Source organism: Rhizohabitans arisaemae, from assembly GCF_025996515.1.
Lineage (GTDB): Bacteria > Actinomycetota > Actinomycetes > Streptosporangiales > Streptosporangiaceae > Rhizohabitans > Rhizohabitans arisaemae.
In genome coordinates this window covers 1,445,715-1,457,573 of the sequence record NZ_BLRH01000034.1, presented here as the reverse complement: position 1 = coordinate 1,457,573, position 11,859 = coordinate 1,445,715, and the positions used below count along the sequence as shown (strand labels likewise).

Annotated in this window: 13 protein-coding genes; 11 read left to right on the top strand and 2 right to left on the bottom strand. The window is 72.8% G+C overall.

Going from position 1 to position 11,859, the window contains the following annotated elements; genetic code table 11:
• Positions 1–117 precede the first annotated feature (117 nt).
• The 11 genes from RUR_RS22080 to RUR_RS22035 all read left to right on the top strand — a co-directional run bounded on the left by RUR_RS22080 (position 118) and on the right by RUR_RS22035 (position 9,702).
• Positions 118–1,611, top strand: a complete 1,494-nt coding sequence (locus RUR_RS22080; RefSeq protein WP_283137010.1) for a hypothetical protein — start codon at positions 118–120, stop codon at positions 1,609–1,611.
• Positions 1,608–2,039, top strand: coding sequence for a hypothetical protein (locus RUR_RS22075; RefSeq protein WP_283137009.1), 432 nt, complete (start codon positions 1,608–1,610; stop codon positions 2,037–2,039). Before RUR_RS22080 ends, RUR_RS22075 begins: the two co-directional genes overlap by 4 nt.
• Positions 2,040–2,062: 23 nt before the next feature.
• Positions 2,063–3,190, top strand: coding sequence for a hypothetical protein (locus RUR_RS22070; protein WP_283137008.1), 1,128 nt, complete (start codon positions 2,063–2,065; stop codon positions 3,188–3,190).
• A gap of 110 nt (positions 3,191–3,300) precedes the next feature.
• Positions 3,301–3,879, top strand: a complete 579-nt coding sequence (locus RUR_RS22065; protein ID WP_283137007.1) for a hypothetical protein — start codon at positions 3,301–3,303, stop codon at positions 3,877–3,879.
• A gap of 96 nt (positions 3,880–3,975) precedes the next feature.
• Complete coding sequence (locus tag RUR_RS22060; protein WP_283137006.1) at positions 3,976–5,031, top strand: winged helix DNA-binding domain-containing protein; 1,056 nt, start codon at positions 3,976–3,978, stop codon at positions 5,029–5,031.
• A gap of 44 nt (positions 5,032–5,075) precedes the next feature.
• Positions 5,076–5,504, top strand: a complete 429-nt coding sequence (locus tag RUR_RS22055) for a nucleoside deaminase (RefSeq protein WP_283137005.1) — start codon at positions 5,076–5,078, stop codon at positions 5,502–5,504.
• A gap of 240 nt (positions 5,505–5,744) precedes the next feature.
• On the top strand, positions 5,745–5,822 hold the full coding sequence (locus RUR_RS36830) for a putative leader peptide (RefSeq protein WP_428847015.1): 78 nt from the start codon (positions 5,745–5,747) through the stop codon (positions 5,820–5,822).
• A 160-nt stretch (positions 5,823–5,982) separates the two neighbouring features.
• Complete coding sequence (locus RUR_RS22050) at positions 5,983–6,846, top strand: TauD/TfdA dioxygenase family protein (protein WP_283137004.1); 864 nt, start codon at positions 5,983–5,985, stop codon at positions 6,844–6,846.
• Positions 6,847–7,061: 215 nt separating this feature from the next.
• On the top strand, positions 7,062–7,673 hold the full coding sequence (locus tag RUR_RS22045) for a hypothetical protein (RefSeq protein WP_283137003.1): 612 nt from the start codon (positions 7,062–7,064) through the stop codon (positions 7,671–7,673).
• A 67-nt stretch (positions 7,674–7,740) separates the two neighbouring features.
• Positions 7,741–8,475, top strand: a complete 735-nt coding sequence (gene pgeF, locus RUR_RS22040; protein ID WP_283137002.1) for a peptidoglycan editing factor PgeF — start codon at positions 7,741–7,743, stop codon at positions 8,473–8,475.
• Between the two features lie 174 nt (positions 8,476–8,649).
• Positions 8,650–9,702 (top strand): hypothetical protein, encoded by a 1,053-nt coding sequence (locus RUR_RS22035; RefSeq protein ID WP_283137001.1) that lies wholly within the window; start codon positions 8,650–8,652, stop codon positions 9,700–9,702.
• 37 nt (positions 9,703–9,739) lie between these two features.
• On the opposite strand, the gene RUR_RS22030 is transcribed toward RUR_RS22035, so the two are convergent.
• Positions 9,740–11,281, bottom strand: coding sequence for a M48 family metalloprotease (locus tag RUR_RS22030; RefSeq protein WP_283137000.1), 1,542 nt, complete (start codon positions 11,279–11,281; stop codon positions 9,740–9,742).
• Positions 11,282–11,303: 22 nt separating this feature from the next.
• Entirely contained in the window at positions 11,304–11,816 is a 513-nt protein-coding gene (locus RUR_RS22025) for a hypothetical protein (RefSeq protein WP_283136999.1), read from the bottom strand.
• Positions 11,817–11,859 lie beyond the last annotated feature (43 nt).

Genomic DNA, 11,859 nt, shown 5'->3' with positions numbered 1-11,859 from the left:
GGTTCGGGGGGCAGGCTACTTGATCACCCCGGGTGGTCCGCGTCCCTCCACCGGGGGATGGAGTTCAATCGGCCGGGTGACGACAGACCCCGATCCTCCTTCCTAACGTTGCCGGCGATGAGAATCCAGACAAGCCCGATCCGGCCGACACTGATCCTGCTGATCTGCCTCCTCGCGTCGTCGTTCACCGGAGTCCGGACCGCCTCGGCCGACGGGGGCCCGGGCGGCTCGGACCTGCACATCGCCCAGACGCTCGGCGACCGGGAACTCACGGTCGTCGTACGCCGGGTTCAGGGTGTGCCCGGGCCGCTGCGGGTGGACGTCGTCACCCACACCGGCACCCCGCCGGGACGGCTCACCCTGCGCGCGATCCCGGTCGGTGCGACGGCCCGGGTCGAGGACCTGCCGCCCGCCGGTTCGACGGTAAGCCAGGGCGAGCTCGTCCTCGGCGCGACGGCCGGGTACCACGGCGCCACCTTGCGGGTGGACCGTCCCGGGCCGTGGGAGCTCGTCGTCGACGACGGGGAGCAGGCCGCGCGGATACCGTTCATCGTCCCGGCGCCGGTGGTGTCCCCGCCGGAGTTCACGGCGTACGCCGGTTTCACCGCGGCGGGCGCGCTGCTGCTGGGCGCGCTCGGCGCCGCGGTCTGGTCCCGGCGCAGGTGGACGGCGCTGGTCCTGGCGGGCGGGATGGTCGCCGCCGCGGCGGTGGGGTCGACCGGTGCCCTGCTCTCCTCGGTCACCCCGCTTCCTCCGCAGCCCGGCCGGGAGCTGGACCCGACGATGGACAACGTCGTCGACCCGTACGCCTGGACCGTCCCGGCCGTCGAGTACTCACGGCCTCCGGTCAACGTCCGGCTCCGGCACGGCCGAACAGACGCGGGACGCCCGGTCGACCTGGACCTCCTGCTGTCGGACGGGGCCACCGGCCGGCCCGTCGACGACCTGCTCGTGCACGACGCCGCGCTGATCCACCTGGTGGTGGTGTCGCCCTCCGGCCGGTTGTGGCATCTGCATCCGATCCGGGTCGGCGCCGGTCACTACCGGGTTCGCCTGACGCCGGCGGAGAAGGGCCGTCACGCGGTCACCGCCGAGCTGGCCAGGCGGGGCGGCGGGGTGCAGCTGGTCCGTTCCCCCACCGGGTTCGACGTCGACGCGGGACCACCGGGGACCGGGGCCGCTCCCACACCACCCGGGCTGGGCGAGCGGGACGTGAACGGGACCCGGGTGACGCTCGGTGCCACCGGGCTCGCCGCGGGGACGCCGACCACCGTCACGGCGCGGATCGGCGACACCGCCGACCTGCAGCCTTGGCTGGGCATGCAGGGGCACCTCATCGTGGTCGGCCCGCTGCCGGACTCCGATCCGGTCGGCGACGCCGCGGAACGCGCCCCCGTCTGGGCGCATGCGCACTCGATGGCGGTGACGGCGCGGGGCATGGCCGACCTGCCGGACGAGACCGTGGCGGCCTTCGGCCCCGAGGTCTCCTTCACCTTCACGTTCCCGATGCCGGGTCGCTACCGGGTCTGGGTGCAGGCGGAACGGGACTACACGGTCCTCACCGTTCCGGCGCTGCTCACCGTCGAACCCGAAGAAGGGGGCACACCGTGACAACGGGGGAGCCGGGCACCCGGCGGAGTGTCGCACCGGCGGTCGTCGCGCTGATCGTCCTCGCCGGGGTGGCCCTGTGGCTGTTCTGGCCGAGGGCCGCCGCCGGCCCCGTCACCCTGCACGGCGGGACCGCCGGCCACCGGGTGGAGCTCACCGTCCACCGGCCGCGGACGGGCGCCGGTCCGGTCACGGTCCGGGTGACCGACGTCCACGGAAGACCCGCCGGGCTGCGGAAGGTCACGGTGGAGCCGGTGATGCAGAGCATGGGGCACGCGGCCCCGGCGGCGCAGGCCGCGGGGACCGGTCCGGGGAGCTACCGGGCCGAGTCGGTGTCCCTGTTCATGAGGGGTTACTGGGAGTTCACGGTGGTTCTGCAGGGCGCGACCGGCGCCGACCGGGTCGTCTTCCCGCTGCTGATCACCGGATGACAACTGCGAAGGGAAGATCCACGATGACACTGGCACAGGAAAGGCCCCCGGGGCGCGTCGCCGTGTCGCGGGGCCGGCTACCGGCCGCCCTGGTGCTGCTGGGCGCGATGCTCTCGTTCTCCGGTCTCAGCTGGGACGTCCAGTGGCACATCGACGTCGGGCCGGACACGTTCTTCACCCTGCCCCACCTGGTGCTGTACGCGGGCAGCGCCCTGGCGGGCCTGGCCAGCCTGGCCGTGGTCCTGGCGACCACCGCCGCGCGGCGGGCCGATCGGCCGGTGGACGAGGCGGTCGGCGGCCGGGCGGTGCCGGTCTTCGGCCGGCTCTTCTCCGCCCCGGTCGGCTATCTGGTCTCCGGGACGGGGGCGGCGTCGTTCCTCCTCTACGGCCTGGTCGACCTGTGGTGGCACGAGCTGTACGGCTTCGACGCGGTGATCGCCTCGCCGCCGCACATCGGCCTCATCCTGTCGGTCGCGCTGACCATGGTCGGCGCCCTGATGGTCTTCGCGGCCGCCTCGGCGCACCGGTGGGGACGGTCCGGGGTGCTCGGCGCGTTCACCGTGCTGCTCGGCTTCACCATGGTCGCCACCAACAACCTGGCGGAGTTCGCGGTCGGGCCGATCGACCCCGCGGTGCTGGGCACCACCTTCCTGGTGGTCGCCGTCGCCTTCACGGCGGTGGGCTTCCTGGACAACCTCCGCCTGGCGCTGCTGTTCGCGGTGGTCTTCGCCGCCACGCAGGCGGTGCTGTGGTGGTTCTCGCCGTGGGCGGCCCACGCCTACGCCGCGCAGGTGGGGCTGCCGCTGCGCGACTACATCGACGGGCCCCCGTACCTCCCCGCGAACATGCCGATGATCCTGATCGCGGTGGTCGCCCTCGTTCACGTCGCGACGGGGCGGGCCCGCCGCGCGGGGAACCGGCCCCGCTGGGTCGCGGCCGTCGTCGGCGGGTCGGCCGGCGCGCTCACGGCGGTCGCCGCGATGGTCCAGGTGCCGCTGGTCTACGGCAACCCGATCCCGCCGATCGGCACGTTCGTCGCGCCCGCCGTGCTGGGCCTGGTGGCCGGGACGGCCGCGGGGCTGGTCGGCCCCCGCTTCGGCCGCATGCTCCGGGCCCTTGCCCCGGCCGCCCCGTCGGGAGCCGGTCGATGACCGCGCCGGCGCGGGGTGCCGGCCGGAGACCGGGCGTGTGCCGCGGCACGTACCGGAGTCATGGATCGGAGACGCCGCCGATGAGGCCGTCCGCACAGAATCGGGGAACGATGTCCTTCACCCGTGGGTTCCGCACGGTCGCCGCGATCCTGGCGGCGCTCGGACTGATCGTCGCCGGGCCGTCCCCGGCTCTCGCCTATCCGCCCGTGGACGTGGTGCACACCGAACGGGTGCAGGCGGGCCCGTACAGACTGACCGTGGGGTTCAGCACCTGGCCGCTCCGGGCGTTGCAGTCGCTGGACTTCACCTTCACCCCCGAGGGCGGCATCGCCGACAAGCGCGGCGTGCTGCTGTTGCGCGCCCCGGGGGACGGCGACCTGGAGCGCATCGGACGCGTCGCCACCGAGGCCAGGCTCGCACGGCACCCGCGCAAGCTCGGCGTGTGGGGTCTGGACACCTTCGCCCTGCCGTACGAGGGCGCCTGGACGCTGCACTTCTCGGTGGAGGGACCGGCCGGCCTGGGCGAGGGCGAGCTGAGGAATCTCGCGGTGCTGGCGCAGCCGGGCCCGCCCCTCGGACTGAGCTGGGCGCTCGGCACCGTGCCGCTGTGGGCGCTGACGGCGCTCCTGGTGGTCGCCTGGCGCCGTACCGGCCCTGCCCGCCCGGCCGGCGTCGCCGGTTCCCCCTGACCGAGGTCCGGCGTCGTGGCGGGCTGTTCCGGCCGCAGGACGCCGGACCGGTGAAGACCGGTTCGCAGCCCCGTGGACGGGTCTAGTGTGGGGTGAATGCTGAGCGATGCGGATGTACGCCGCGCCAGGACGGCCTCCCAGTCACTGCACCGCCCGGCCGGCTCCCCGGCGGTGGACACGCTGGTCGGCGAGCTCCTCGCCGTACAGGCCCAGGACGCCCTCGCGGGGGCGCTCGCGCTGCGCGCCCGGGCCCGCGGACTGACCCTGGCCGGCGTCGAGGCCGCCCGTGCGGACACCTCGATCGTGCGGGCCTGGGGTCCCCGGGGAACCCTGCACTTCGCCGCCTCCGCCGATCTGCCCTGGCTGATCGCGCTGACCGGGCCGCCCCGGATCCCGAACGCGCTGCGCAGGCTGGCCGAGGAGAAGGTCGAGGGCCCGCATGAGGCGGTGGAGGAGGCCCTCGCCGGGCAGGGCCCGCTCACCAAGGAGGAGCTGGGCGAACGCCTGGCCAAGGTCGGGGTACGGGCGCACGGCCAGGGGGTCGTGCACCTGGCCGGGCTCGCCGCCGCCCGGGGCGTGGTCCTGCTCGGTCCCGACCGCGGCGGAAAGCCGACCTACGTCCACGCCGCCGACTGGCTCGGCCGGGAACTCGTGCTGGAACGCGACCGGGATCGGGCGCTGGCGGAGCTGGCCCGCCGGTACCTGAGCGCGCACGCCCCCGCCGAGCCCGCCGACCTGGTGGCCTGGTCGGGGCTGCCGCTGCGGGACGCGCGGGCGGGCTGGAACCTGATCGCCGGGGAGCTCGCCGAGGTCGTCTGCGGCGGGGGGCGGCTGTGGCGGCTGCGCCGAAGGCCGCTGGAGCCGGTGGCGGGGGTGGTGCGCCTGACCCCGGCCTTCGACGAATACCTGCTCGGCTGGCGGGACCGGGGCCCGGTCCTGGCGGAGGAGCACGCCAAGGCGGTGCATCCCGGCGGGGGCGTCCTGCGGGCGACGGTGGTCGACGACGGACGGGTGACGGGGACGTGGCGGATGCGGCGCGTCAAAGGGGACACCGAGGTCACCGTGGAGCTTTTCTCCGGCGGTGCGGACGACCGGACGGGATTCGGCGAGGAGATCGCCGATGTGAAGTCCTTCCTCGGCCACTTGCCGTGATCGGACGCTTTACCGATCATGGGGAGGTGCTTGATACTCATGACGTGGCTCACCTGCGGCGCGCGGTGCAGCTGGCCAGGCAGGCATCGGCCGACGGCGACGCCCCGTACGGCGCGGTCCTCGTCGGCGCGGACGGTCTGGTTCTCGCCGAGGGACGCAACGCGACCGTCTCGACGGGGGAGCTCATCTCCCACGCGGAGCTGAACGCGATCCGGGCGGCGGATCCGGCGCGGGTGGCCGGCGCCACCATGTACGCCAGCGGCGAGCCGTGTGCCATGTGCTCGGGGGCGATGCACTGGGCCAGGCTGGGGCGGGTCGTCTTCGGCGCCTCGATCCCGAGCATCCGGACGATGTTCCCGACCTCGCCGAGCATCGGCACCCGCTGCGCGGATCTGCTGCGGACGGGGACGCATCGGGTCCAGGTGATAGGCCCGGTGCTTGAGGAGGAGTGCCTGGCGGTCTTCTTTCCCTGACCTCCGGTACGGCGCCGCGGCGCGGGCCGGGCGTCCGATCCTTTGCGAAAGAGCCGACCGGGCTCTTTCGTTCTCCTCCGCTGCGGCGGGGAAGACAACACCCGTGTGGCGGCGTTTCCGGAGCCGTACCCGCCCGGCCGGGTCCGTGGTTTGACGGTGCCCGGGGCGATCCGGGGATTTTGCATACTATCCCTACCGGTTGTATGGACAATTCCCCCGGCCTGATGTTAGCGTCCAAGCATGATGCGAAGTGAGCAGCTCACCAGCCGCTGCCACGTCGACTTCTGTCGCGTGGCCAGCGCGCTGTGTCCTGCGTGAGGTCCACCCCATCGCATCGGCTTGGCTCACCGCCACTCAGCCGCCCGCCCGGGCGGTCCTCGATCCACTGATCGTTTTCAGGATGTCGAACCCGTGAAGTTCGACGTTCCCGCGTGCCGGGCTTCTCCTCACAACGTGCCCACGAAAGGCAGAGACTGTCATGTCCGTGCAGGTAAACCAGGTTGCCGGACGGATCGGCGCGGAGGTCTCCCGTATCCGCCTCTCCGGTGATCTCGACGATCGCGAGGTACGGCTGATCCGTGCCTCACTCCTCCGGCACAGGGTGCTGTTCTTCCGTGGCCAGCACCACCTCGACCAGGACGGGCAGGTGGCGTTCGCCAGGCTGCTCGGCCCGCTCACCCCCACCCGGCCCGCCGAGCGGGTGATCGGTGGGAACGTCCACATCGCCGACCTGGACTACAGCGACGGCCGGCGCGGAGACCGCTGGCGCACCGACGGCACCTACACCGAACGTCCGCCGCTCGCCTCGGTGGCCCGGGCCCTGGAGGTGCCCCCGGCCGGCGGGGACACCCTGTGGGCCAACACCGTCGCCGCCTACGAGGACTGCCCGCAAGAACTCCGCGTGCTCGCCGAACGGCTGCGGGCCGTCCACACCAACCGGTTCGAACTCGCCTGGGACGCCGATCCGGATTGGGCGCCCGCCGAGACCGAGCACCCGGTCGTCCGGGTCCACCCGGAGACGGGGGAACACGCGATCCTCCTCGGCGGCTACGCCCGGAGTCTGGCCGGGCTGTCCAAGGAGACCTCCGAGGCGCTCATCCGCCTGCTGCAGGAGCAGGTGGTCCGGGCGGAGAACACCGTGCGGTGGCGATGGGCCCCCGGCGACGTCGCGGTGTGGGACAACCGGGCCACCCAGCACCGGGTGATCCACGACTTCGGCGACCGGCGACGGCGCCTGCACCAGGTCGGCGTGGCGGGTGAGGCACCCGTGGCGGTGGACGGAGGCAGGAGCGTCCCGGTGGCCGACGAGACCCCGTACCACACCCACGCGGCCGCGGCGTGACGCCACGTCCTCCCGGGCCACGCGGCGGCCGGTCCGTCCCGGTCCCGTCCGGCGGGGCGGGACCGGGACACGGGGGCACCTGTTCGGCGGGCAGGTGAGGGGAACGTCGCCGGCGTCCGCTTCCCGCGGTGCGGACGCCGGCGGCACAGTCCGCGAAGCCGGACTCTTTACCCAAGAATGATCTTTCTGTGCGGGTGTGCGGGTAGGTAGCGGACGTGGCTCTCAGAAAGATCACAGCGTGTCGGGGGCTCACGGCCGCCGCGGGGACGACCGCCGCGGCCGGGGTGCTCCTGCTCGGCGCGGCCGCTCCGGCGCTCGCGGCCGGCGACGTCGGCGTCCGCCCGTACGCCGCGACACCCGGACAGCACGTACGCATCGACTCGGGCGACTGCGCGCCGCCCGCCCGGGCGACCTCCGCGGCCTTCGACGGCTCCGCCGAACTGCACGACCACGCCGGCCTGCTGACCGGGACCACCCAGATCTCCGAGCACGCCGAGCCGGGGGTGTACAAGGTCGTGGTGGTCTGCGACGACGCCACGACCTTCGCCGGTTCGTTCCGGGTACGGGGCGCCAAGGTCCCGGCCGCCCGGGGCGCGGACTCGGGCACCACCTTCGACGGGGCGCTCGTCGACGGGTCCGGCGGTGCACTCGACGACGACCTCGACGGCCGGATCGACGGAACCGAGGAGACCGGGACGGGATCCGAACGGGACCGGGGAAACGAGGACGAGCAGCGGAAGGAAGGCTCCTCGGGCACCCTCTTCCTGGCGGGGGCGGTCGCGATCGGCACCTACCTGCTGGTCCGCCGGTTCCGCTCCGGCTCATAGCCTCGCCCGGCCGCACCCCACAGTGATCGTTTTCATCGGCGCCCGGTAGGCTCGCAGCCGATCAACCGTGAGCGTCGGGAGGTATCGCGTGCTGCTGGCCGGGCGAGTCCACGTCCACTTCACGGATCGCCTCGGCGGGGCCAGCGCGCCGCCGTACGACACCCGCAACCTGGGCGGCAGGACCGGCGACGACCCCGGCGCGGTACGGAGGAACCGGGAGTCGACCGCACGGGAGCTCGGGGTCGACCCGGGCGCGGTCGTCTACATGCGGCAGGTCCACGGCGCCGACACCCGGTACGTCCGGGAGCCGTTCGGCCGGGACGCGCCGCCGTTGGACGCGATCTACACCGACAGGCCCGGGCTCGCCCTCGCGGCCCTCGGCGCGGACTGCGCCCCGGTCCTGATCGGCGACCCGGACGCGGGGATCGTCGGCGCGGCGCACTCCGGGCGGGTCGGCACGGCCGCGGGTGTGGTTCCGGCGCTGGTCGAGGCGATGACCGCGCACGGGGCCGAGGCCGCCCGGATGGTCGCGGTGGTCGGGCCGGCGATCTGCGGCGGCTGTTACGAGGTCTCCGCACAGGTCCGGGACGAGGTCTGCGCGGTCGTGCCGGAGGCGTGGGCGACGACCCGTTCGGGCACCCCGTCCGTGGACGTCCGGTCGGGCATCGCCGCACAGCTGGCGCGGGCCGGGGTGGGCGAGATCCGCCACGACGACCGGTGCACGGCCGAGTCCCCGGAGCTGTACTCCTATCGCCGCGACGGGGACACCGGGAGGTTCGCGGGATACGTGTGGCTCAAGTGAGAAAACGCCTCCGCAGCGTCTGTAGCTTTTTCGATAGATATCGCTAACTAATGGGCTGACTTTTTCAGTTGACCGATCGTTTGCGGCAACGTTGCCCCTATTTGGCTCGTCACTTAGGCGTAACGACGTGGCACCCTCATGCCGCGTGAGCATACGACGCGGAAAGGAAGGCTCATGCTAAGACGCTTTCGAGCCGTTCTGGTCGCGGCCGTCGCGGGAACCACGGCCCTGGTCGTGGCCGCGCCCGCGACGGCGGCGGTCGCTCAGACCGCCCCGCAGCCTCCCAAGATCACCTCGGTGTCGGTACATCCCGACCCGGTGATCGTCCGGGAGAGCGGCGGCGCACCGGTCCGGATCGTGGTACGCACCACGGGCACCGACCGGGTGACGGCCCAGCTTGAACCCCCCAGCGGATCACCCGTCCCGGTCACCGTCGGCGGCGGCAAGGACGTGTGGGAAGGCAAGCACGTCATTCGCCCCACCGACCCCGAAGGCAAATGGAAGCTCGTCGTCACCGCGGTGAGCAACAGCGTCCAGACCCTCGCCCCGGTCCAGGCCGAGAAACTCTTCACGGTCGTGGTCGCCGACCACACCAGGATCGCCGACTTCGACGCCTATCCCGAGCCCGTCGACGAAGGCGACACCCTGAACATCCGGGGTCGGCTGGACGTCAACGAGCCCGGTGGCTGGGGCGGGTACGAGCGCCAGCGGGTGCACGTGCTCTTCCGCCCGGAGAACTCCGGTTCCTGGCAGTACGTCGACTCCGACGTGACCGACCACGCCGGCCGGTTCCACGTCGCCGTCGACGCCCGCGAGTCCGGCTGGTGGCGGGCCGAGTTCCGGGGCAACGGCGAGGCGAACGGCTCATGGAGCCGGGACGACTTCGTCGAGGTGCGTCCGGTCCACGTGCCGCTCGACACCAGGATCGTCAAGTACAACGCCTCCCCCGAGCCGGTGAAGCGCGGGAAGAACCTCACCCACACGGGCCGGCTGCAGATCGACGAGGACTACGGCTGGACCGGATTCCGAGCCCAGAAGGTACGCCTGTACTTCAGGACCCCCGGCGGACGCTGGAGCTATGTGAAGACGGCGGCCACCGGTGCGGGCGGCGCCTTCACGATCAAGGCGAAGGCCTGGCGGTCGGGGTACTGGCGGGTGGTGTACGCCGGCGACGACTACGCCGACGGCAGCGCGAGCTGGGCGGACCACGTGAAGGTCCGCCGCTGAGGATCGCCTGACACGGGCAACGGCCCGGACCGGGGTGTCAACCCCGGTCCGGGTCTTTCGCCGTCGAGGGCCCGATGAGCCGGGGCACCGTGATCGGGAGCGCCGCGGCCACCGCGGCCACGGCGAGCCACGGGCTGAGGACGAGGCCCGGCACCGTCCCGAGTATGTCGGCTTCCGGAGTGGGGGAGAGGCAGACCGGGTGGTCCCGGAACTCCTCGGCGCCGCAGCCCAGCAGGATTCCGCGGAGGCGAGCCGACCAGGTCCAGACCACCGCGAAGACCCAGCCCCCGACGACCGCCGCCGCGGGCACCGAGAACCCCGTGAATCGCTTGAGGGACGCACCCGCCGGATCCACCCTGAACCAGGTCGAACCCACCAGGGAGAGCCATCCGCACAGCAGCAGCGCGCCGGCGGCGACGCCGAGGATCGTGGAGACCCGCAGGGGGATCCCCGTGTCGCCGTACCCCGAGACCCGCGTGTACAAGGCCGCGTAGCTGCCGACGACGAGCCCGGCCGAGAGCACGGCCGCCGTCACCAGGGTTTTGGGCCGCCCCCCGGTCAAGCCCGCGTACCAGGTGTCCCGCCACGCCGTGTAGGCGACGAACAGGGTGAGCGGAATCCCGACGATCAGCCCGGTGGCGATCGGGGTGTCCCCGTGGCTCGCCGAAGGCGTGAATCGGAGCAGCATGTCCTGGAGGGTGACCAGGAACACCCCGCCCGTGCACGCGCCGAGGAACACCTGACCGGGCGAGGACTCCAGGAGCCGCTCCGGCTCCAGCAGCGCCATGCGCCGTACCCCACGGGTGGGATGGCGGCGCAACCAGCCCCGCAGGACCGGCGCCGCCGACGTGGAGGAGGAGTCGCGAAGCGCCGCGACGATCGGCTCCAGCGACCCCTCCGCCGCGTACCGGTCCGCGTCGTGCTCCCGCGCCCGCAGGAACACCCGGGCGACGAGCTCGATGACGACGATCAGCGCGATCACCCTGGCGACGGCCGTCGGCAGCTCGAAGGGGAGATTCTCGTTCCGGGCGACCGTGGCGTTCAGCGTCAGCGCGAAGAGGACGAACGCCCCGGTGCAGACGTTCACCACCCGCAGCATCGTGACCAAGGTGTACGACCAGAGGTCCCTGGACCGCAGATGGGCCACCTCATGCCGCGCGATGGCGGTGAACAACGTCCGCGACCCCTCGTCCTTCAGCCAGAGCGCGAGCAGTTCCGGGCCGAATACCAGGAAAGGGCGCCGGGGAAGCCCGACCACGTAGGCCCGGCCGCCGATCCGGGGGCCCAGCCGCACGGTCACGGTCCGCCTGATGCCCGCGTCTGCCATCAGGCTGTTCACCAGCCCCTCGACCTCGGCGAACGGCGTGCCGGCCAGCGGCAGCACCCGGCGGTGGCGCGCCCACGACACCATGGAGTACACGAACAGACCCATGGTCACCGGCCACTGGAGGTTACGGAACGTCGCGAACGCCGCCTCCCCGGCATCCCCGGGCGGAGCCTGCAAACCGCCCAGCCAGAGTGCGAAGAAGACGGTGTTGAGCCCCACCGCCGCGGTCAGCAGAATGAGCAGCAGTCGCATCTGCGACGGAAACAGTCCCGCGTCATGAATCCGAGGTGCCGTCATCGGCGGACGCCTCCCCGCGTACCAGCTCGCTGACGATGGCGTCCGCGATCTCCTCGGCCTCCCGGTTCGACCTGCCCAGGTGCACGGCACGGGCCAGCGCGATCCGCCGCACCTCGGCCAGCTGCCCCGGAGTCCAGGCCGTCGGAGGATCCTCCGCGGACTCGCCGCCACGGCCCGTCACCCGGCGGAACATGCGGCGGGCCAGCCCGCCGGTGCGCCGGGTGACCTCGTCGGCGGCGCTCTGCGCCAGCGAGTTGACCACGGCCCCGCACACCAGGGTGACCACCGGCGTGGCCAGGGCGAGCGCGTCCCCGATGTCGAAGCCGAGCGGGTCGTCGGCCGGCCGCAGCAGCCTGCGCTCGGCGCCGCGGGGATCCGCCAGATACGGCGCCGCAACCAACGCAAACGCGTCCGACTCCTCCGGCACGAGCCGCTCGACCACCCGCCGCGCCAACTCCTCGGTCGTCCAGCCGCACCCACGAGTCCCCATAGGCTCCCCCTCGGAAGACCGCCATCTTGAGTCATGAACCCTG

Bases quoted from the DNA above. Each gene is read 5' to 3' on its own strand.
- RUR_RS36830 (WP_428847015.1), top strand. From the start codon at position 5,745: ATGATGCGAAGTGAGCAGCTCACCAGCCGCTGCCACGTCGACTTCTGT.
- RUR_RS22070 (WP_283137008.1), top strand. From the start codon at position 2,063: ATGACACTGGCACAGGAAAGGCCCCCGGGGCGCGTCGCCGTGTCGCGG.
- RUR_RS22060 (WP_283137006.1), top strand. From the start codon at position 3,976: ATGCTGAGCGATGCGGATGTACGCCGCGCCAGGACGGCCTCCCAGTCA.
- RUR_RS22035 (WP_283137001.1), top strand. From the start codon at position 8,650: ATGCTAAGACGCTTTCGAGCCGTTCTGGTCGCGGCCGTCGCGGGAACC.
- RUR_RS22065 (WP_283137007.1), top strand. From the start codon at position 3,301: ATGTCCTTCACCCGTGGGTTCCGCACGGTCGCCGCGATCCTGGCGGCG.
- RUR_RS22080 (WP_283137010.1), top strand. From the start codon at position 118: ATGAGAATCCAGACAAGCCCGATCCGGCCGACACTGATCCTGCTGATC.
- RUR_RS22050 (WP_283137004.1), top strand. From the start codon at position 5,983: ATGTCCGTGCAGGTAAACCAGGTTGCCGGACGGATCGGCGCGGAGGTC.
- RUR_RS22030 (WP_283137000.1), bottom strand. From the start codon at position 11,281: ATGCGACTGCTGCTCATTCTGCTGACCGCGGCGGTGGGGCTCAACACC.
- RUR_RS22025 (WP_283136999.1), bottom strand. From the start codon at position 11,816: ATGGGGACTCGTGGGTGCGGCTGGACGACCGAGGAGTTGGCGCGGCGG.